Annotated in this window: 20 protein-coding genes; all 20 read left to right on the top strand. The window is 45.0% G+C overall.

Annotation, left to right across the window (positions count from 1 at the left end; genetic code table 11):
• The first annotated feature begins 5 nt into the window (after positions 1-5).
• The 20 genes from V1L65_RS06155 (at position 6) to pgsA (ending at position 21,986) form a co-directional block, all read left to right on the top strand.
• Complete coding sequence (locus tag V1L65_RS06155) at positions 6-1,274, top strand: M16 family metallopeptidase (protein ID WP_331698212.1); 1,269 nt, start codon at positions 6-8, stop codon at positions 1,272-1,274.
• Positions 1,255-1,701, top strand: a complete 447-nt coding sequence (gene dut, locus V1L65_RS06150) for a dUTP diphosphatase (RefSeq protein WP_331698211.1) — start codon at positions 1,255-1,257, stop codon at positions 1,699-1,701. Before V1L65_RS06155 ends, dut begins: the two co-directional genes overlap by 20 nt.
• A gap of 505 nt (positions 1,702-2,206) precedes the next feature.
• The gene (gene dpsA / locus V1L65_RS06145) at positions 2,207-3,103 is read left to right on the top strand and encodes a dipicolinate synthase subunit DpsA (protein WP_331698210.1); all 897 of its coding nucleotides are present in this window, start codon (positions 2,207-2,209) and stop codon (positions 3,101-3,103) included.
• Positions 3,103-3,681 carry a dipicolinate synthase subunit B gene (locus tag V1L65_RS06140; RefSeq protein ID WP_331698209.1) on the top strand — a complete coding sequence of 193 codons (579 nt, stop codon included), beginning with the start codon at positions 3,103-3,105 and terminating at the stop codon, positions 3,679-3,681. Before dpsA ends, V1L65_RS06140 begins: the two co-directional genes overlap by 1 nt.
• Positions 3,682-3,718: 37 nt before the next feature.
• Positions 3,719-4,753 (top strand): aspartate-semialdehyde dehydrogenase, encoded by a 1,035-nt coding sequence (locus tag V1L65_RS06135; RefSeq protein WP_331698208.1) that lies wholly within the window; start codon positions 3,719-3,721, stop codon positions 4,751-4,753.
• A gap of 74 nt (positions 4,754-4,827) precedes the next feature.
• Positions 4,828-6,042, top strand: coding sequence for an aspartate kinase (gene dapG, locus V1L65_RS06130; protein ID WP_331698206.1), 1,215 nt, complete (start codon positions 4,828-4,830; stop codon positions 6,040-6,042).
• Between the two features lie 134 nt (positions 6,043-6,176).
• Entirely contained in the window at positions 6,177-7,064 is an 888-nt protein-coding gene (gene dapA, locus V1L65_RS06125; RefSeq protein WP_331698205.1) for a 4-hydroxy-tetrahydrodipicolinate synthase, read from the top strand.
• A 506-nt stretch (positions 7,065-7,570) separates the two neighbouring features.
• Complete coding sequence (locus V1L65_RS06120) at positions 7,571-9,250, top strand: ribonuclease J (protein WP_331698203.1); 1,680 nt, start codon at positions 7,571-7,573, stop codon at positions 9,248-9,250.
• A gap of 133 nt (positions 9,251-9,383) precedes the next feature.
• Complete coding sequence (locus V1L65_RS06115) at positions 9,384-10,112, top strand: ClpP family protease (RefSeq protein ID WP_331698202.1); 729 nt, start codon at positions 9,384-9,386, stop codon at positions 10,110-10,112.
• Between the two features lies 1 nt (position 10,113).
• Positions 10,114-10,332, top strand: coding sequence for a YlzJ-like family protein (locus V1L65_RS06110; protein WP_331698201.1), 219 nt, complete (start codon positions 10,114-10,116; stop codon positions 10,330-10,332).
• Between the two features lie 115 nt (positions 10,333-10,447).
• Positions 10,448-13,189, top strand: coding sequence for an FtsK/SpoIIIE family DNA translocase (locus tag V1L65_RS06105; protein ID WP_331698200.1), 2,742 nt, complete (start codon positions 10,448-10,450; stop codon positions 13,187-13,189).
• Positions 13,190-13,324: 135 nt separating this feature from the next.
• Complete coding sequence (gene sleB, locus V1L65_RS06100) at positions 13,325-14,086, top strand: spore cortex-lytic enzyme (RefSeq protein ID WP_331698199.1); 762 nt, start codon at positions 13,325-13,327, stop codon at positions 14,084-14,086.
• Between the two features lie 188 nt (positions 14,087-14,274).
• Positions 14,275-15,552 carry an EF-P 5-aminopentanol modification-associated protein YfmF gene (gene yfmF / locus V1L65_RS06095; protein ID WP_331698198.1) on the top strand — a complete coding sequence of 426 codons (1,278 nt, stop codon included), beginning with the start codon at positions 14,275-14,277 and terminating at the stop codon, positions 15,550-15,552.
• A gap of 2 nt (positions 15,553-15,554) precedes the next feature.
• A complete protein-coding gene (gene yfmH / locus V1L65_RS06090) occupies positions 15,555-16,841 on the top strand; it encodes an EF-P 5-aminopentanol modification-associated protein YfmH (protein ID WP_331698197.1) in 1,287 nt (428 codons plus the stop codon).
• Between the two features lie 14 nt (positions 16,842-16,855).
• Positions 16,856-17,584 (top strand): elongation factor P 5-aminopentanone reductase, encoded by a 729-nt coding sequence (gene ymfI / locus V1L65_RS06085; protein ID WP_331698196.1) that lies wholly within the window; start codon positions 16,856-16,858, stop codon positions 17,582-17,584.
• A gap of 231 nt (positions 17,585-17,815) precedes the next feature.
• Complete coding sequence (locus tag V1L65_RS06080; protein WP_331698195.1) at positions 17,816-18,583, top strand: DUF3388 domain-containing protein; 768 nt, start codon at positions 17,816-17,818, stop codon at positions 18,581-18,583.
• An 18-nt stretch (positions 18,584-18,601) separates the two neighbouring features.
• On the top strand, positions 18,602-19,513 hold the full coding sequence (locus V1L65_RS06075) for a helix-turn-helix domain-containing protein (protein ID WP_331698194.1): 912 nt from the start codon (positions 18,602-18,604) through the stop codon (positions 19,511-19,513).
• Between the two features lie 38 nt (positions 19,514-19,551).
• Positions 19,552-20,043 carry a YajQ family cyclic di-GMP-binding protein gene (locus V1L65_RS06070; RefSeq protein WP_331698193.1) on the top strand — a complete coding sequence of 164 codons (492 nt, stop codon included), beginning with the start codon at positions 19,552-19,554 and terminating at the stop codon, positions 20,041-20,043.
• 42 nt (positions 20,044-20,085) lie between these two features.
• A complete protein-coding gene (gene rimO, locus V1L65_RS06065; RefSeq protein ID WP_331698191.1) occupies positions 20,086-21,414 on the top strand; it encodes a 30S ribosomal protein S12 methylthiotransferase RimO in 1,329 nt (442 codons plus the stop codon).
• Positions 21,411-21,986 carry a CDP-diacylglycerol--glycerol-3-phosphate 3-phosphatidyltransferase gene (gene pgsA, locus V1L65_RS06060; RefSeq protein WP_331698190.1) on the top strand — a complete coding sequence of 192 codons (576 nt, stop codon included), beginning with the start codon at positions 21,411-21,413 and terminating at the stop codon, positions 21,984-21,986. Before rimO ends, pgsA begins: the two co-directional genes overlap by 4 nt.
• Positions 21,987-22,000: the final 14 nt, after the last annotated feature.

Genomic DNA, 22,000 nt, shown 5'->3' with positions numbered 1-22,000 from the left:
CGCTTGTGAAGAAATATATGCTTAGCAACGGTTTGCGAGTAGTGGTTGAATATATGCCTACTGTCCGTTCGGTATCATTTGGAATATGGGTAAAAACTGGCTCTCGCAATGAATCGACTAACAATAACGGAATTTCACATTTTATAGAGCATATGCTATTCAAAGGTACAGCAACTCGAACAGCAAAAGATATTGCAGATGTATTCGACGGCATAGGTGGCAATGTAAATGCATTTACCTCCAAAGAATATACTTGCTATTTCGCAAAGGTGCTGGATGAGCATTTGCCGATCGCTGTTGATGCATTGTCTGATATGTTTTTTAATTCCGAGCTGAATGAAGAAGAGCTGGTGAAAGAAAAAAACGTGATTTTGGAAGAAATCGCAATGTATGAGGATACGCCTGACGATAAAGTGCATGATGAAGCGGCGCGCGCTTCTTACGGAGATCATCCGCTTGCTTATTCCATTTTGGGAATCAAAGATCGTTTGATCGATATGAAGCCTGGGGATTTACGACAGTATATGAACGAAATGTACACGATTGAGAATACGGTCATTAGTGTTGCCGGCAACGTTGAAGAGCAGAAATTGCTGACGCTGCTAGAGCAATATTTTGGCGGCTTTAACCTGCACTCCAGCAAAGAAGTGAGCAATGAGGCTCCGTTATTTGTAGGCGACTACATATTTTATAAGAAAAAGACAGAACAGCAGCATATTTGTCTTACTTTTCCGGGATGCTCTTTTAAAGATCAGCAGCTGTACGCGATGATACTGTTAAGCAACGCCCTTGGCGGAGGAATGAGCTCCCGCTTGTTCCAAGAAATAAGAGAGAAGCGCGGACTGGCCTATTCCGTTTATTCTTATCATATGTCATTTGCGGATACAGGACTTTTTACGGTATATGCTGGAACCGCTCCAAAGCAGACGAAGGAAGTCATTGATCTGACGATGGAGCAATTGGATCTGCTGCAGAAGAACGGCCTGTCCAAGGACGAGCTGACACGCGGGAAAGAGCAGCTGAAGGGCAGCTTGATATTGAGTCTCGAAAGTACAAGCAGCAGGATGAACAGACTAGGTAAAAACGAGCTTATGCTGGGACGGCATTTCACGCTTGATGAAATGCTTGCACGCATTGATAAGGTTACGATGGAAGACGTTGCATTCGTTACACAGCGGATGCTGTCGGTTCCATTTGCAGTAGCTGCTGTCGGTACAAATGATAAAGACGCAGCTAATATAAGGAGGAATAGTTTTGCAACAGGTTCTATTTAAGCGATTGGCTGGCAATGAGGATATAGCATTGCCTCAAAAAATGTCAGAATGGGCGGCAGGCTTTGATTTGCACGCTGCTGTGGCTGAAGATGTAGTGCTAAATCCAGGACAGCGCCAGCTTATTCCGACAGGCTTTTCAATGGCGATGCCTGCCAATATGGAAGCGCAAATTCGTCCGCGCAGCGGACTTGCATACAAGCATGGCATTACCAGCTTGAATTCGCCGGGCACCATCGATGCCGACTATCGCGGTGAGGTTAAGGTGCTGCTCATCAATTTAGGTCAGGAGCCATTTGTCATCAAACGCGGCGAGCGTATTGCGCAGATGGTATTTCAGACTTTGCCAAGCGTGCAAATCGTAGAGACTGACGAGCTTCCTGATACCGTAAGAGGCAGCGGCGGGTTTGGACATACAGGTGTTAATTAATAATTTCATATACATTTATTTGTACCTTTCAACCGTCTGAGTTACTCGGTTTAAGCTGTGTTTAAGGAGAATTGATGCTCCTTAAGCGCAGCTTTTTTAATTTAAAACGCACGGGTCAAAAAAAAGGGGGACCGAAGCCTTTTTCTCTAATTATTAAACTTCCAGTTTCGTACAAAAAGCGTCGAAGCCCCAATCAAAGCGTTTTAGTTGGGGGATTATTTAAGAAAAATTGTACAATTATTCGCTCATGCTCCGCAAATGACTTGATCGACGATAATTCGAAAGTTAACGCAAAAGCAAAAGGACTGCATCGTTATTTCTTGAAGCGCATCATTTCTTCTTATCACCATGCACTGGGCAAAGGCATAGTATATTTTAAAATATAAGAAAGTATAAGTGTTTGTACCTTTTATCTGTTCTTATATTTCATCGGTAAACGCGCCAGTCCAAAGGACGGCGGAGCCGTTTATCCTTGTAGCTTAGTGATAGAAGGGAGTGATGCTCGATGTTTACAGGCATACAGGTGCTTTTGCTTGGAGGCGATGCCAGACAAGTCGAAGTCATTAGAAAGCTTAACGAGCTGGAAGCTTCAGTCTTCGTATGCGGCTTTGAACAATACGAGGCAGATTATGGCCCTGTTACATTTTGTTCTTGTGACAAAGAGGTCTTTGCCACGACAGATGTATTGATATTGCCTGCAGCTGGAACTGACGAGCAAGGTGAGGTCGCTGCGCCATTTGGCAACAGCCCTTTAAAGCTGACGAATGAGCTTGCCGAGCAGCTGCCGAAGCACGCTGTAATTTATACAGGCATGGCCAGACCTTATTTGCAGCAGCTGTGCGCGATGCACCGATTAAAGCTGGTCGAATTGTTTGAACGTGATGATGTTGCTATTTATAATTCGATACCGACTGCCGAAGGCGCCCTGAAGATGGCGATAGAAAATACAGAGTTTACAATTCACAGTTCCTCATCCATCGTGTTAGGGTTAGGCCGTACAGGATTTACAATGGCTAGGGCTCTGCAAGCGCTAGGGTCTAAAGTCAAGGTAGGCGTCAGGCGCTCAGAGCATTACGCCAGAGCGTTTGAAATGGGGCTCGACCCTTTCTATATCAGTGATTTGCAACATCATGTAAGCAAGATTGACTTGATTTTTAATACAATTCCGACTATGATAGTCACAGCGCAAATTATCGCAAAAATGCCGAAGCATGCGGTCATTATAGACCTTGCATCAAAGCCAGGAGGCACAGATTTTCCCTTTGCGGAAAAATACGGCGTTAAAGCGTTGTTAGCCCCCGGATTGCCAGGTATCGTTGCACCTCAAACTGCTGGACGAATCATAGCGGATTGTTTAGTACAGTTGATGATGGACGATATTAGCAATCGGAGGAATGAATAATGGATTGGAATGGTTTAACAGTAGGTTATGCATTGTCTGGCTCCCATTGTACATTTGCAGAGGTAATGCCGCAAATTCAGCGGTTTGTCGATGCTGGCGCGAAAGTCATACCGATTGTATCGCAAACGCTAGTGACAACGGATACTAGATTCGGTACAGCCAAGGAATGGCAGGAGCAGCTGACCTCGATTACAGGCAATGAAATTATATCAACAATCGTGCAAGCCGAGCCGCTTGGGCCTTCCAAGCTGCTTGATGTGCTGGTTATCGCGCCTTGTACGGGCAATACAACGAGCAGATTGGCAAATGCGCAAACAGATAGCGCAGTGCTGATGGCCGCCAAAGCTCAAATGAGAAATCGCAGACCTGTTGTCCTAGCGATTTCTACTAATGACGGCCTTGGATTAAACGCAGCGAATATAGCTCGTTTGCTTGTCGCCAAAAATATTTATTTTGTACCTTTCGGACAAGACAATCCGGTGCAAAAGCCTAATTCACTCGTGGCAAAAATGGATTTAATTATGGAAGCGTGCGAGGCAGCGCTTCAAGGGGAGCAGCTGCAGCCTATATTAATCTAGTAAACAGATTTATTATTGTGAGGGGAGAAGAAAGCATATGTCTAGTCAAACATTGTTTAATGTTGCGGTAGTTGGAGCAACAGGCGCAGTAGGGGAACAAATTATTAAATTACTTGAAGAGAGAAACTTCCCGATCAAGGAACTTAAGCTATTGTCTTCAGCACGTTCTGCGGGCAAAAAAGTCCAGTTCAAGGGTCAAGAGGTTACTATAGAAGAAGCAAAGCCTGAAAGCTTTGATGGAATAAATATTGCTTTATTCAGCGCAGGCGGAGATGTTACGAAGGCGCTGGCCAGCCATGCTATAGAGCGAGGAGTAGTATGTATCGACAATACTAGCGCTTATCGCATGGATGTAAATACGCCACTTGTCGTTCCAGAGGTTAATGCTGACAAAATCCGTGAGCATAACGGCCTGATTGCCAATCCGAATTGCTCTACGACTCAAATGGTTGTTGCCTTGAAGCCGCTTTTGGACCGTTATGGAATTGAGCGTGTTATCGTATCTACTTACCAAGCTGTTTCAGGAGCAGGCGCAAGCGCTATAACTGAAATGCTTCGCCAAACGAAGGCAGCACTTGCTGAAGAAGAAGTCAATCCGGCTATTTTGCCTGTAGGAGCACTTCCTGTGAAGCACCAAATTGCGTTTAACGCCATTCCGCAAATTGATAAGTTTACAGATAACGGTTATACATTCGAAGAAATGAAAATGGTCAATGAAACTAAAAAAATTCTTGGCGACGAGTCCATCGAAGTAACCGCAACTTGCGTGCGTATTCCGGTTGTCTATGGCCATTCTGAGTCGGTATATGTTGAGCTTAAGAATGACTATGATCTTGAGGAAGTAAAGCAGCTGCTGGCGAATGCGCCAGGCATTACGCTTGTTGACGATCCTGCAAGCCAGCAGTATCCGCTTGCTACGGAGTCAGCTGGCAAGCCGGATGTTTTCGTTGGCCGTCTAAGACGTGATCTTGGGCATAATCGCGGCCTGAATATGTGGATTGTTTCTGACAACCTGTTAAAAGGCGCGGCTTGGAATGCAGTTCAAATTGCAGAAGAAATCGTAAAAGGTTAATCTAAACAGTCTCATTGAGGCGCGTATATCGCCCGCCAGCTATAAGAGCCAGCAGGCTCTGGGAGGTATACAGTATGCGCATCCTCGTTCAAAAATTCGGCGGCTCCTCGCTTACAACCAAGCAAAGCAGGGAACAAGTAATCAGCCACATTATACGCGAACGCAATAATGGCTATGCAGTTGTCGTTGTTGTATCGGCAATGGGCAGATTAGGAGAACCCTATGCAACCGATACGTTGCTGGAGCTTGTGTATAGCGAGAAAGAGCCGCTATCTTCTCGTGAGCGCGATTTGCTGCTTTGCTGCGGCGAAACCATATCCGCAGTGACGCTCTGCGCTATGCTGCAAGAACGCGGACTGCCGGCTCATGTTTATACGGGAGCCGGTGCTGGCATTATAACGGATGAACAGTTTGGCAATGCCAAAATTTTGGAAATCCGCCCCAAAGCTTTAATAGCTTCGTTGGAGGCGGGAACGATCGTGATCGTAACTGGTTTTCAAGGAGTTTCTGAAGCGGGAGAATTAACGACATTAGGCAGAGGCGGCAGCGATACCTCCGCAACGGCGCTAGGTGCTGCACTGACTGCCGAAATCGTAGATATATATACAGATGTAGTCGGTGTTTTAACAGCTGATCCGCGTATTGTGACAGGAGCAAAGCCGTTGTCGGCCGTTTCTTACGCAGAAATATGCAATTTGGCAAGAGAGGGAGCTAAGGTTATTCATCCAAGAGCTGTCGAAATTGCCCAGCAAGCAAGGCTGCCGATTCGTATTCGATCGACATTTTCTGAGGATACGGGCACATGGATAGGCGATCAGGTGTATACAGGCAGCGAGCAAATGCTGTATGATCGACATGTAACTGGAATTGCTCATTATTCCGGGTTAACCCAGCTTACTGTCAAATCTCCGGACCAATGTACCGATATGCCTTTATCCGTATTCAAAACAATGGCCGATCATCAGATTAGTGTTGATTTCATTCATGTTACGCCTAACAAGGTGACCTATACTGTATTTGATAAAGATGCTGCCAAAGCCATCAAGCTGCTCCGGACTATTGGCTATGAGCCTGAGGAAAGAAAGGGCTGTGCGAAAGTATCGATTATCGGAGGCGGAATGAACGGTCAGCCAGGGGTTATGGCCAAAATTGTCGAGGCATTAACTGAAAAGAATATTGCTATTATGCAGTCAGCCGATTCAAACACAACGATATGGGTGCTTGTGCAAGGTACTGAAATGGAAGAAGCAGTTCGTACCCTTCATAATAAATTTGAGCTTCACAAATAGATGCTGTAAGCTTTATTCATATTATACCTGTTCGCAAACCAATGATTTAAGCTTAACCTGATTAGTTTTGCTTCGCAAAACAAAGGCGCATGCTTTCTGGTCTTGCGAAGCAAAACGGCTTAGGAGGAGTCAGGATGGATTTTGGAAGATTAATTACCGCAATGGTTACTCCATTTGATGCACAAGGACAAATTGATTGGGCAACAACAGAAAAGCTGATCGATTATTTGATTGATGTACAAAAAAGCGACAGCTTGGTTGTTTCAGGCACGACTGGCGAATCGCCTACGCTTACTGAAGATGAGAAGCAGGAATTGTTTCGATTTGCAGTCAAGCATGCTGCCGGACGCTGCAAAATAATTGCAGGTACGGGCAGCAATAATACAGCCGGCTCTATTCAATTGACAAAGGCTGCAGAAGCCTGCGGCGTAGATGGCGTGCTTCTTGTAGCGCCTTACTACAACAAGCCTTCGCAAGAAGGGCTGTACCAGCACTTCAAAGCGATTGCAGAGGCTACAAGCCTGCCGGTCATTCTTTACAATGTTGAAGGCAGAACGGCAGTTAATATTTCTGTAGATACTACGCTTAGACTTGCACAAATCCCTAACGTTGTTGCAACGAAGGATTGTGCTTCGCTCGATCAGCTTACTCAAATTATTAGTGCTGCCCCTGAAGGGTTTTTGGTTTATAGCGGCGACGACAGCGCGACTCTGCCGGCACTTGCAGTTGGAGCACAAGGCATCATTAGTGTTTCCAGCCATATTGCAGGTGCTGAGATGAAGCAGATGATCGAAGCTTATTTGAACGGCGATGTTCAGCAGGCTGCCAAGCTTCACGGAAATCTGCACCCAATTTTTAGAGGCATGTTTGCTTGTCCGAACCCTGTGCCAAATCCCGTAGCTGTAAAATATGCGCTTGGTCTAAAAGCTTTCCCAGTCGGAGGCGTAAGACTTCCGCTTATTACGGTGAATGAAGGAGAAGCCCAATTTATTGAAGAGCTTTTGCAATCCTATTCCAAATAATTGTGGTTACAAGCTCGCTAATTAAGCCGGTGCGCTATGCACCGGCTTTTTTGAAATGATTAGTGGAATTTTTTGGGAGGCAGCGCCTGACTTCTCCATAAAAATCAAAAAAACGGGCATACATATTAATCAATTCAATGAATTTCAAGATATGAACTTTAAAATAGAGCAGGAAATGCACGTTTTAACAATAAAAAAATAAGATGCTGCAAAAAAAGCATAACCGCATAAATACTCGGTAAAACTATAAAAAATGCTGGTAAAGAATGAGCGGTATCGCATGATATTTTGGCTAGCACTTGTAAAGTGTCTTTTTGATCATGTATAATGATGACAAGTGAATGGGTTCGGTAAAATTTTCTTGGCATTTTTAAAGTCAGAGCGGCATCTGACAATAATCAAAATAAATAAAACGAAATATGTACAACACGTAATGTTTCAACTGCGTTTTGATCGCAATGAAGCGCTATTTTGTTACGCATAAAAACTAGGAGGTATAGATTCATTTGTCAAAAAAGAATAATCAGGACAAGCTGCTCATCTTTGCTTTGGGCGGAGTAGGCGAAATTGGTAAAAACATGTATGTCATTCAATACAACAACGATATCGTAGTTGTGGATGCTGGCCTCAAGTTCCCAGAAGAAGATATGTTGGGTATAGATATAGTTATTCCGGATATTAGCTACTTAGTCGAAAATCGCGATAAGGTTCGCGGTATTGTTATTACTCACGGCCATGAGGATCATATCGGCGGCTTGCCTTATGTCCTCAAGCATCTAAATGTTCCCGTATACGGAACGAAGCTCACACTGGGCTTGATCGAAGGTAAGCTTAAGGAAGCTGGATTGCTTGGTGAAACGAAACGAATTCTTATAAATGCGGATTCAGAAATTTTACTCGGCGCAATTCGCACTACGTTTTTCCGTACAAATCACAGTATTCCAGATTCCGTGGGCGTTTGCCTCGAGACTCCAGAAGGAAACGTAGTGCATACAGGTGACTTCAAGTTCGACCATACGCCTGTCAATGATCAATTTGCTGATCTGCAAAGAATTGCCGAAATCGGCAAGCGCGGCGTGTTGGCGCTGTTGTCGGACAGCACGAATGCCGAACGGCCAGGCTATACGCCTTCAGAAAGTAATGTCGGTCATGAGCTCGAAGATATTTTCCGCAAATCGGAGCAGCGTGTCGTCGTTGCAACATTCGCTTCCAACGTTCACCGTATTCAACAAATCATTAACGCCTCTATAGCAACTCGCCGCAAAATTGCTGTAGTAGGACGCAGTATGGTTAATGTTGTAAGCATCGCTTCAGAGCTTGGGTATTTGAACATTCCAGAAGGAATGCTGATTGAGCCTGAGGAAGTGAATAAAATGGCTGCAGACCGTGTTGTGATCCTATGTACAGGCAGCCAGGGAGAACCAATGTCTGCGCTTACGAGAATGGCTCGTTCAACCCACCGCAAGGTAGATATTTTACCTGGCGACACAGTTATCATTGCAGCAACGCCGATTCCCGGCAATGAGCGCTATGTAGGCCGCACCGTAGATGAGCTGTTCCGCTTGGGTGCCCATGTTATTTACGGACCGGGCTCCGTATCCGGCGTTCACGTGTCCGGGCATGGCAGCCAGGAAGAGCTGAAGCTTATGCTCAATTTAGTTAAACCAAAATACTTTATTCCAATTCACGGTGAATATCGTATGCTACGCCAGCATGCCAAGCTTGCCGAAGACATCGGCATGGATGCTGAAAACGTGTTTATTGTCGACAACGGCGATACGGTGGAGTTCCAGGGCGGAGTCGCTCGCAAGGGCTCTAAAGTACAGGCGGGCAATGTGTTGATCGACGGACTTGGAGTTGGCGACGTAGGAAACATTGTACTGCGTGACCGCAAATTACTGTCACAAGACGGTATTCTGGTCGTTGTTGTGACACTTAGCAAGCAGGACGGAACGATTTTGTCAGGACCAGATATTATTTCACGCGGCTTTGTATATGTTCGCGAGTCGGAAGGCTTGCTGGATGAAGCGAACCGTATTGTTACATCTACGCTTAATAAGCTGATGAATGATAAGGTGAATGAATGGGCGTCCTTAAAAACGAATGTTAAAGATGCACTGGGACGATTCTTATATGAGCAAACGCGCAGACGTCCAATGATATTGCCGATCATAATGGAAGTGTAATCGCTGAAACCCATCACGCAAAAATCGCTTGTCTTAGAGACAAGCGATTTTTTATTATGCGGTTTGCATCATATTTTTTTGTTTCCCATCTCATACTATAACAGCTAGTTAAAGTGATGAGGGGGTATCCGCAATGAAAGAAGATACAACGAAAGAGCAAGGTCAAGAGCGGGAAGGAGAAGAAGAAGGCAAAAAAATATCGGCTGCAATTGAAGCTGTTACCCAGTTAGGACAGTCAACAGTTCCAACAAACAGTGAATCCAATATTTTTTGTATGACGATTATTGGACAGGTCGAAGGGCATCTTATATTGCCGCCGCAAAATAAAACGACGAAATATGAGCATATGATTCCGCAGCTTGTTGCCGCAGAGCAGAATAGCAAAATTGAAGGCGTGCTTATTATTTTGAATACGGTTGGCGGAGATGTGGAAGCTGGACTCGCTATTGCAGAAATGATTTCTTCATTATCAAAGCCTGCGGTAACGCTTGTGCTTGGCGGAGGGCATTCGATTGGCGTTCCTATAGCAGTAGCTGGACACTACTCCTTTATTGCCGAAACAGCTACTATGACGATCCATCCGATTCGCCTGACTGGTCTAATTATAGGCGTGCCTCAATCGTTTGAATATATGGAAAAAATGCAGGAGCGTGTCGTACGCTTTGTGACGGCTCATTCCGCAGTGTCTGAACAGAAATTCAAACAATTGATGTTTACGATGGGCGAGCTGACTAGAGATATTGGAACAACGGTAATAGGTGCTGATGCAGTAAAGCACGGCTTGATCGATGAAGTGGGAGGGCTAGGTGCTGCGATGAAAAAGTTAAATGCATTGATCGAACAAAGAAAGAAAGGTGAGTAGCATGACACTATACACGGCTCTGCCGCTGGAAATTATTTTGGATGGCATCGATCAATTAAAGCCAACCGTGCAAATTGAAGCCCTCGGCGTCAAAATGGAGATAATGCCGGTATCGCCTGGTGTTGGGCAAATCGTTAGATTGCTGCAATGCTCGCTTGACGATTACTTGAACCCTGCTCTGATGCCGGGTGCATTTGTTTCATATAACAGCTTAGATTAGTCTTCTTAAAGGAGCTGGATTGACGACTGCTTTTAATTATGAGAATCTTCTTCGCATTGCTTAATAGCCCTCTACTATTTTGCTATGGTATAATGTGTAATTAGAGGTGACTGTATTGGCAAAACGAAAGAGAAAGAAAAAATCGATAGGCGCTCAGCTGAAGTATGAAGTTTACGGTATATTGTTAATTACCATTTCGATTATTGCTTTATCAGGCGAGGCAGCTGTTGGACGTGCATTGTCCAAGCTGTTTGGGCTTGCTCTTGGCAAATTTTATTTTGTACTGGCCTTGGTTGGCGTCTATATAGGTTTGACAGTTATGATTAAGCGAGCATGGCCCAAAGGCTGGACAAGCCGCAAAACGGGCCTGCTTGTTTTGGTGCTTGCATTTACGCTTAGCAGCGCTATTTCAGAAATTAACGAACGTTTTGAAGTGCTCCCTAAGGAGCAATGGTCAGGCGGTTTGATTTTTAGCGAGCTGGACAAAGGTCTCAAACAAGAATTAATTTCTTTAGATGCTCCTAAAACTTCAATTCGCGATAAACAAATAAGCGGCGGATACATCGGTGCTGTGCAATATTCAGCCTTGTTCTTATTGTTTGGCTATTATGGCGCATTGCTGATTATGCTTGTCATGTTCGCTATTTCATTAATGCTGCTCACCGGCCGCTCTTATGTCGATATGCTTCGCATCGTTGTCAAGAAAGCGATGCGGATATATAAGCTGTTCAAGGCCAAACAAATGCAGTGGGCAAAGAAAAGAGCAGCTGTTAAAAAAGCAAATGCTTACCAGTTGGCAGCGAGCGAGCAAGAGGAAGAAAAAATGGAGGACGACGATTATTATAATGATGCTGCTGATGAAAGCGCGCCGCGTGTGGAAAAAAGAAAGAAATCGTTGTTCTTCTCCTGGAAGTCTGTTACGGGCAGAATGGAAGCGAAAAATATTGGCATGCAAGAGTCAGATCAAGAGGAGGAATGGGAGCTTCAGCACGCTGCCCGCAATTCCTACTCGCAGCAAGACAGTGCAAATGACCGCATTGATGGAACGGACAGCAGCCCGCCATGGGATGCGGATAATCGTTCACAAGAGAACGCTGCTGCAATAATAGAACATAATCAGCTTGACCATGATCCTGAAGAAATGCGAGCTTCCTATAGCGAGGCTGGCCAAATGCATTCTAGTACGGATAATCTGCCTGTTTACGAGGAGCAGGATAGATATGATTCTCAAGATGTTCATGCTTATAACAACGACAATAGTGCTGTCGAGCAGGCAAAACCAGAAGCTGATGCAGAGGCAGGGGACATTTCTGCAGCTGATAGCTCAGATGAAAATTCCAATCTACATAATTTGCACGACTCAGAAGCTATCGTAACAGCCGCACAAATGATGGAAGGCTTGCCACGCAGGCCAATTGCTGCTGACGAACAGCACGCTCAACAGGCTGTACCCTACATGCTCCCGCCATTCAGCTTGTTAAACAAGCCGAGCGGAGGCGGCGCAGGCTCTGAAGCAAGCGACTTGTTTGATTCCAGGCGCAAGCTGGAGGCTACACTCGAGAGCTTCGGCGTGCGAGCTAAAGTGCTCGATGTCGTTCGCGGTCCGGCGGTGACCAGATATGAGGTGCAGCCGGCAACTGGCGTAAAGGTAAGCCGGATTGTCGGATTAACTGATGATATTGCGCTTGCGCTTGCTGCCAAAGATGTGCGTATGGAAGCGCCTATACCTGGTAAATCCGCAATAGGTATTGAAGTGCCAAATATGGAAGTGTCTATTGTAACGATGCGCGAGGTTATGGAAACAGCTGCTTTTCAAAATGCGCCTTCCAAGCTGTCCATAGCTTTTGGACGGGATATTTCTGGTCAAACGATTGTCGGCAATCTAGCAAAAATGCCCCATTTGCTGGTAGCGGGTGCTACTGGCTCAGGTAAATCCGTTTGTATTAACGGTATTATTACAAGTATTTTATATAAAGCAGCACCGGATGAAGTCAAATTTCTTATGATTGATCCCAAAATGGTAGAGCTAAATGTATACAATGGCATTCCCCATTTGTTAGCTCCTGTCGTTACGGATCCAAGGCGGGCATCGCTGGCGCTCAAAAAAATAGTAGTTGAGATGGAGAAGCGCTATGAGCTGTTCTCCAAATCAGGAACGCGCAATATTGAAGGTTATAATGCGCTTATGGCTGATAATCCTGCTGCAATATTGCCATATATTGTTGTTATTGTCGACGAGCTTGCTGATTTAATGATGGTAGCCGCTAACGATGTAGAGGATTCAATAGCAAGGCTGGCGCAAATGGCCAGAGCTGCAGGTATTCACCTTATTATCGCAACGCAAAGGCCGTCCGTTGATGTTATTACTGGGGTAATTAAAGCAAATATTCCGTCCAGAATTGCATTTGGCGTGTCCTCGCAGGTCGATTCCAGAACGATACTTGATATGGCTGGAGCTGAGAAGCTGCTGGGCAGGGGGGATATGCTGTTTTTGCCAGTAGGCATGTCCAAGCCGATTCGTGTGCAAGGCGCCTTCTTGTCTGATCAGGAGGTGGAGGCGCTTGTCTCGTTTACCCGTGATCAAGCAGAGGCGGAGTATAAGGAAGATCTCGTTCCAGAAATTGAGGAAGAGACAGAAGACGAAGTTGAGCTTGACGAGCTGTATGGCCAGGCTGTTCAAATCGTCGTTGAAGCGAAGCAGGCATCTGTTTCCTTGCTGCAAAGACGAATGAGAATCGGCTATACGAGGGCAGCGAGAATGATTGACCAGATGGAAGCCAAAGGGATTGTCGGTCCTTATGAGGGAAGCAAGCCAAGAGAAGTGCTTATGACGCAGGAGCAATTTCAAGCAAACTAGCAATAAGCCTTGTCTCAACAATAATTCATGATCAAAATTAGTCTTTCTGCATAGAAAAGGGAGAACTTTCTCATACTTAAGTTAGGCAACGCTACCTATAGCGAACAAACTTGGATGAGAAAGGCAGATTCCTACATGAGAATAAGAGTAATCTTGATGACTGTTGTTGTTGTCTTGTTTCTTTCCACGATGTATGTCATGCAGCCGCGAGATGCGGAACAAACGTTTAGCAGTGCTACGCTTCGAATGGGGTCGACAGGCCAGGATGTTACAGAACTGCAAGGCCGATTGAATTTCCTTGGTTATTATGATGGCAAAATAGATGGTATCTTCGGTTCGAAAACGAAAAATGCAGTGACCTGGTTTCAATGGAAATTCGGCTTGAAATCCGATGGCGTTGTAGGTTCGCTGACGAAGCAAAAGCTTGTAGACGCTACTAAAGCTTGGAAACCCGGACAGAACACTGGCAACAATCAAGGAACTACTGGCGGAGGAGGCTCGGCTGGGGGATCTTCGTTGCCACAATCCAACCGACTTGGGTTAACTGAAAATGATCTCAAAATAATGGCGAACGCCGTATATGGAGAAGCGCGGGGCGAGCCTTATCAAGGGCAAGTGGCTGTCGCGGCAGTTATTCTTAACCGCGTCAAATCACAAAGCTTCCCAAACTCTGTGTATGGTGTTATTTTCCAGCCCGGAGCTTTTACCGCAGTTGCCGACGGTCAAATTTACTTGACACCCAATGATACCGCTAGAAAAGCTGTAGAAGATGCGATTAATGGCATTGATCCAACAAACGGCTGTCTGTATTACTTCAATCCGGTAACAGCTACATCGAAGTGGATTTGGACAAGGCAGCAAATTATGACGATTGGCAAGCATATTTTCTGTATTTGATTAATACAAATGTTACGAATTCAATGTTGCAGTTATGAAGCTTCAACTGCAAGCATACCTTTATGAAGGTAGGAGCAACCCGATTCTGCAAGGCAGGAGGTGGTTGCTTCTTCCATTTCATTTCGGTTAGAATCAAGAAGATAACGTAAAGCACGAACTGAGCGTGCACGGAAGGGAGAAGTCCAATCGTGAGTTTATTCCAAACGGGTCAGGTACAGCGTTTGAGACTGCATGTTTTACCTACCAAACGATTCAAAACCTTCGCAATATCATTATTTGCCGGAGTGCCCTTAAGGGAAGATACAGTAACGGAAACAGCGCTTCTGCCATTTGTTTTACGCCGAGGAAATGCCAAGCTGCCTGAGACTACCGCATTTCGAGGCAAGCTTGACGAAATGTATGGCGCTGGATTTGGTTTTGATGTATATAAGCGCGGCGACGCGCAAATTGTGCAATTTAGAATGGACGTTATTAATGATCAATTTGTATCGTCGGAGCAATCGCTGCTGGCAGAGGCGCTGCAATTTCTCGGCGAAACCGTTTCCGATCCTTTATTGGAGGGCGACGGCTTCCAAGCTGCCTATGTAAAGGCTGAGAAAGAAACGCTGCACAAGAGGCTTGACGCGATCGTTAATGACAAAATCCGCTATGCAGCTGAGCGCTGTCTTGAGGAGATGTGTGAGGGTGAAGCTTATCGTCTGCATCCGCTTGGGCAAAGAAGCGATTTGCCGCATATCTCGCCTGAATCGTTATATAAACGCTACTTGCATTGGCAGCGGGAAGCAGCTTTTGATCTGTACGTCGTAGGCGATACAACGCTTGACGAGGTTGCTGCGCTCATCGAGCAGCACTTCCACATTCACGACGGCGCACCTTCTTTATATAGCGCGACTATATTGAAGTCAGGCCATGGTGAAATTAAACGTGTGGTTGAAGAATTGGATGTGGGTCAAGGCAAGCTTAATCTGGGGCTTCGAACGCATACGGGCTATAATGACCCGAACTATGCAGCCTTGCTTATGTATAACGGCATTCTTGGGGGCTATCCTCATTCCAAGCTGTTTTTGAATGTGCGTGAGAGAGAAAGCCTTGCTTACTATGCTTCTTCAAGATTAGACGGACATAAGGGCATATGCACGATTCAATCAGGTATTGAAATGCAAAATTATGACCGCGCTGTTGCCATTATTGAAGAGCAGCTGGAAGCGATGAAACGCGGCGAGCTTACTGAGCTCGAACTGAGCCAAACGAAAGCGATGCTTACAAATCAATTGCGGGAGATGCAGGATTCTGCTTTTGAAATGACAGCTTATCATTTTAATAGCGTATTCTCTGGAATTGAACGTCCTGTGGAGCAGCTGCTTGCTGAAGTGAATGCTGTAACTTCCGAGCAGATTGTTTCTGTTGCACAGCATGTCGAGCTGGATACGATTTACTTTCTTCGCAACCGGAAGGAGGCGCGCTAATAATGGAAGTATTACAATACAAAAGATTTCAAGAAACGCTATACCGGGAAGTGCTCGATAACGGCTTGGAAATAATTGTCCTGCCAAAGAGCGGATTTCAGAAGACTTATGCAACATTTGCGACAAAGTTCGGCTCGATTGATAATCACTTTGCCGTTGCCGGCAAAGAGGCTGTTCAGGTGCCGGACGGTATTGCCCATTTTTTGGAGCACAAAATGTTCGAAGAGCCGACTGGCGATATTTTTGCTACCTTTGCGTCTCAGGGAGCGTCGGCTAACGCTTTTACTACCTTTGACCGCACTGTCTACTTATTTTCTGCCACAGAGCAGATTGAAGCAAACCTGGAAACCTTAATCGATTTTGTTCAAAATCCTTATTTTACTGATGAAAATGTAGAGAAGGAAAAAGGGATTATTGAACAGGAAATTAATATGTACGCTGACAATCCGGATTGGCGGGTTTACTTTGGCTTGATTGAGGCGCTGTATCAAAAGCATCCCGTTCATATTGATATAGCCGGTACGGCTGAATCGATCGGTAAAATTGACAAGGAAACATTATACGCATGCTATGAAACCTTTTATCACCCTTCCAATATGCTGCTGTTCGTTGTCGGCGGTGTGGATGCGCCAAGCATTATTGATTTGGTTAAACGCAATCAGGCCAAAAAATCTTTTGCCCCACAAGGTGAAATCGCAAGAATTTTTGAAGAAGAGCCTGCTGCCGTTCGTGACAAAAAGGTTGTAAGAAAATTGGCTGTTTCTCTGCCTAAATGTATGATAGGCTTTAAGGAAAAACAAGTGACGGCAGCCGGAATTGAGCTGTTAGAGCAGGAAGTAGTCACTAAGCTGATGCTCGATGTATTGCTCGGATCAAGCACACCTTTGTATCAATTCTTGTATGAGCAGCAGCTTATTACGGATTCGTTCGGCCATGAGTACAATATTATGACAGGCTACGGCTTCTCTGTTATTGGCGGAGACACGCCAGAGCCTGAACGATTGTTGGAACAATTGAGGACAGCGATTCAAAAGGCCGCACAGGATGGTCTGGATCCACAATTGTTTGAGCGAGTAAAAAGAAAAAAAATCGGCGGATTTTTAAGAATGCTTAACTCTCCCGAAGCGATTGCCGGCGAATTTACACGCTATTCCTTCCGAGACAGCGATATGTTCGACATTTTGGCATTGTATGAAAACAGCACGCTTGAACAGATTAATGCCAGATTGCGCGACCATTTTGATTTTGAGCATATGGCTGTATCGATCGTTACAAGCGACAAGCATTGAACAGCTTTAAGAAAATGACGGTATTAATTACTGGGGGAAGCCGCGGCATTGGCGCTGCTATTGCAAAGCGCTTTGCTGTGGAAGGCTTTAATATCGTAATTCACTATTTGAATTCTCATGAAAGCGCCAATGAAACGGCAAGAATATGTATGACGTACGGCGTTCAAGTGCTGACGATATCGGCAGATTTAAGAAGTAAAGAGCAGCTTGAACGAATGAAGGAGAAGCTGGAGGCTCATGGCATGATGCCCGACATCATCGTGAATAACGGCGGTATTGCGCATTATGGCCTGCTTGCAGATGTGAGTGAAGAAGTATGGGACGATGTAATGGCTGTTAATCTGAAAGGGATGTTTCTTATTACACAGCTCTTTATGCCGAACATGGTTGCCCAGCGCTTTGGACGTATTATTAACGTTTCCTCCATCTGGGGTATCTCCGGCGCTTCCTGCGAGGTGCTGTATTCTACAACGAAAGGCGGCATGAATGCTTTTACAAAAGCATTGGCAAAGGAATTGGCGCCATCAGGCATTACAGTAAACGCAGTGGCGCCTGGCGCTGTTGATACCGAGATGATGGATAGCTTTGACGAAGATGAAAAAGCTGCGATTAAACAAGATATTCCGCTAGGCAGGCTGGGCACAGCTGATGAAATCGCTTCGCTCGTTTATTTCTTGTCATTGCCGGAATCGTCATATATTACCGGTCAAATCATTAGCCCTAACGGCGGTTGGCTGACTTAGTTTCAGGCAAGTTTAAAATAGAGGTTTTGCTTATGCGGGAAGCCTCCAGGTTGGAGGCTTTTCTGCAAATATAAAACTTCTAATTTCACTGTAAAACGTACTTGTCCAAAGGAACGCGAAGCTGTGAATCTTAGAAAGGAAATTGTATGATTTGCAGGATACTGCCGAAATTTGTAGAATAAGCAGTAGAGATATTTTTAATTGGTCATTTTAGAAGAGGTGGCAGCCTTCATGGAATTAAAGCAATGGTATTTGGAATACAGAATTCATAAAAATCGTCCTGGACTGCTTGGAGATATTGCCTCCTTACTTGGTATGCTTGAGGTGAACATTATTTCAATCAACGGTGTGCAGGATCGAACAAGAGGCATGCTGCTGCAAACGAATGATGATGTTAAAATTGAATTGCTTGGACAATTGCTAAGAAAAGTGGATAATATAACTGTCAATAAATTGCGTACGCCGACCATTGTAGATATTTTGGCTGTTCGTCATGGCCGTTACATAGAACGTGATTCCGATGATCACAAAACTTTTCGATTCACAAGAGACGAGCTTGGCTTGCTCGTTGATTTTTTGGGTGAGGTATTTAAACAGGAGGGCAACCATGTAGTCGGTCTTAGAGGAATGCCGCGCGTAGGGAAGACAGAATCGATTATTGCAGGCAGCGTATGCGCTAATAAGCGCTGGACCTTTGTATCCTCCACCTTGCTGCGCCAAACGGTAAGAAGTCAATTGACGGAAGAAGAAATGAACCTTAATAATGTGTTTATCATTGACGGGATAGTAAGCACGGTGCGCTCTAATGAAAAGCATGAGATACTGTTAAAGGAAGTTATGGAGATGCCTGCGACTAAAGTTATTGAGCATCCCGATATATTTGTGAATGAGAGCAGGTATGATTATCAAATATTTGATCTTATTATTGAATTAAGAAGCAGCCCTGATGAAGAAATTGCGATCGGTGATATTTCATTGGATGATGTTGATGGTATCTAAAAGAAGGGAGGCCTTTTCATGTCTGATTTGGGCGCATTGCTGCGCAAAGCTAGAGAGGAAAGGAAACTGTCACTGGATGACATTCAAGAATTGACTAAGATTAGGAAGCGATATTTGGAGGCAATCGAATCCGGGGACCATAGTGTGCTGCCAGGCACATTTTATGTTCGCGCCTTTATTAAAAATTATTCAGAAGCTGTTGGGCTGAATCCAGAAGAAGTGCTGCGCTTATATCAGCATGAGGTGCCGCCTTCTCCGAGCCAGCAGGAGCATCCCGAGCCAATAGCAGCAAGGCCGCCTAGACGTGTGAAATCAATCAAGTCTGAAAGATTCGGAAAGATTGGCTTCAATATCGTCATGTGGTGCTTTTTCATTTTAATCATAGTGGTTGTATGGTATTATGCCATTAGTAGACAAGCAGATGATCCGGACAAGCTCGATCCGTCTAAGGTTACTACGCAAGTATCGCAAAGACCGTCGCCTTCCGGTGCTGCTGGCGGAGCAGTAACGCCAACGCCGAGCCCTACTCCAACACCAACGCCTACGCCAACGACAACTATTGTCAATAATGGCTACTCCTCATCGGTTAAGGGGGAAAAGTATTTGATTGGTCCGGCTAACAAGACTCATACGATAGAAGTTAAGATTAATGGCGGAAAAGCATGGGTTGAGATTTCGGAATATGGCAAAAATGGTAATAGACTGTATTATGATAATGCACAGGATGGAGCAGTCCTTACATATGAATTGCCGATGCGCACTTATGTGAATGTGGGACGCGCGGACTACGCTGAAATTAAAATTGACGGCGTTCTTGTAACGGATGGCGACAAATCAAGCTCTAAAAAGTTTTTATTCGAAATTGAAGCGGGAGAAGCCGAAACGGGCGGTTCAGTTCAATCGGCGCCGCCTAGCGGAACGACCAATTAATTTTGTTATTAATGGAATGGGGATAGGGGGAGCGGCCAATGAGTTCAGAAAGCTCGTTTGACGTTGTGTCTAAAGTTGATTTTCAAGAGGTAGGCAATGCGATTACGCAGGCTGAGAGAGAGATTTCGACCCGATTTGATTTCAAGGGGAGCAAAAGCTCTATTGAGCTTGAAAAAGAGGAGCTTGTCATCGGTTCCGATGATGAGTTTAAGCTGAAAAGCGTGGTTGATATTTTGCAATCCAAGCTTATAAAGCGCGGTGTTCCTATTAAAAATATGGATTTTGGCAAAATTGAAGGTGCTTCAGGCGGCGCCGTTCGCCAGCGTATTAAGCTTAGACAAGGAATTGAGCAGGATGTTGCAAAAAAAATCAACATATTGATTCGCGACTCCAAGCTTAAGGTGAAAAGCCAAATACAAGGCGATCAAATAAGAGTGACTGGCAAAAGCCGCGATGATCTGCAAGCGGTAATCGCATTATTGAGAGGCGCAGATTTGCCGGTAGAGCTGCAATTTATGAATTACAGGTAACAGGAATGGGTAACAAGATAGAAGGGATCTGGGGATAAACAAATGAGTGAACGAGTAAAGGTAGTTACGTTGGGCTGCGAGAAAAACTTGGTTGATTCCGAAATTATGTCGGGTTTAATTGATGAAAGAGGCTATTTGTTGGTAGATGAGCCAGAGGAAGCTACAGTCATTATCGTAAACACTTGCGGCTTTATTGATGCTGCCAAGGAAGAATCAGTCAATACCATTTTGGATATGGCTGATCTTAAAGAATCAGGTCGTTTGAAGGCGCTTATAGTATCAGGCTGTCTTACACAGCGCTACAAAGAGCAGCTGATGCAGGAAATGCCTGAAATCGATGGCATCGTCGGCACAGGAGATTTTCATAACATTACGGATATTGTGGATGAAGCGCTGCGCGGCAAAAAGCCGATTAAAGTCGGCAATCCTGTGTTTGACTACAATATTCAATTGCCTCGCAAGGTGACGACTCCACGCTATACAGCATTCGTCAAAATTGCAGAGGGATGCGATAACGCATGCACATTCTGCAGTATACCGATGATGCGCGGCAAGTTCCGCAGCCGAACTATGGAATCTATTATTGCGGAAGTAGAGCAGCTTGCTGCACAGGGCGTAAAGGAAGTCAGCCTCATTGCACAGGATTCGACCAATTATGGCACCGATCTGTACGATCGCTTCATGCTGCCTGAGCTGCTCCATAGAGTAAGCGAGGTTGAGGGAATTGCTTGGGTGAGATTGCACTATGCGTATCCGGGCTTCTTTACTGATGAGCTGATTGAAGCGATCGCTAGCAATCCGAAAATTTGTAGATATATCGATATGCCGCTTCAGCACAGCGAGGATATTATTTTGAAAAGAATGCGCAGACCTGGCCGTCAGCGCGACACACGCGAGCTCGTTGCCAAAATCCGCCAAGCCATTCCGGATGTGGCGCTTCGCACAAGCTTAATTGTAGGCTTCCCGGGCGAGACCGAGGAGGATTTTGAGCGCCTTTGCGATTTCGTCAGAGAGGTCAAATTCGACCGTTTGGGCGTATTTGCTTATTCCAGCGAGGAAGGAACGCCTGCAGTAAGGCTTCCGAATCATGTGCCGGATGATGTTAAAGAGTGGCGCGTTAACACGCTTATGGAAATTCAAAGGGTCGTGTCCCGCGATAACAGCAGCAAATATATCGGCAAGGAAATTGACGTTCTTGTTGAGCGCTATGATGGCAGGAGCGATGTATATATAGGGCGTTCTATGTACGATGCGCCTGAAATTGACGGCGAAGTGTTTATTTCCAACTGCCGCACAGAAATTGGCTCTATTCAAAAGGTTCGTGTCACGCATGCGTATGAGTTCGACTTATCCGGGGAGGGAATTGCGTGAATCTAGCGAATAAAATTACGCTAGCAAGAATTTTTCTTGTTCCTGTTATTTTGTTTTTTCTGCTCATGGAGTTTAATTTCGGATCATTGAAATTTTCTGATTTTGAAATCACCTACAATCAAATTGTCGCGGCTTTAATTTTTATTATTGCTGCCAGCACAGATGGGCTTGACGGCTATATTGCCCGCAAAAACAAAATCGTTACAAACTTGGGCAAACTGCTTGACCCGTTAGCCGATAAGCTGCTTGTAGCTGCGGTGCTTATTTCATTGGTGCAAATGGACAAGCTGAACGCTTTAATAGCCATCGTAATAATAAGCCGTGAGTTTGCAGTAACCGGGCTGCGTCAAATTGCACTGCTTGAAGGCTCTGTTATGGCGGCCAGCAAATGGGGCAAATGGAAAACAGCGATTCAAATCACGATGATTATTTCATTGCTGCTCAATAACTTTCCGTTTGCGTTTATCGATTTCCCGTTTGACGTCATTGTAAGCTGGATAGCCGCATTGATTACGGTGTATTCAGGCGTAGATTATTTCGTTAAGAATAAGCATTTGATACCAGTTGAATAAAGGAACAGGCACTT

The organism is Paenibacillus sp. IITD108 (assembly GCF_036541265.1).
Taxonomy (GTDB): Bacteria; Bacillota; Bacilli; order Paenibacillales; family Paenibacillaceae; genus Pristimantibacillus.
The sequence above is the reverse complement of the archived record's forward strand: the minus strand, read 5'-3'. Positions and strand labels throughout refer to the sequence as shown.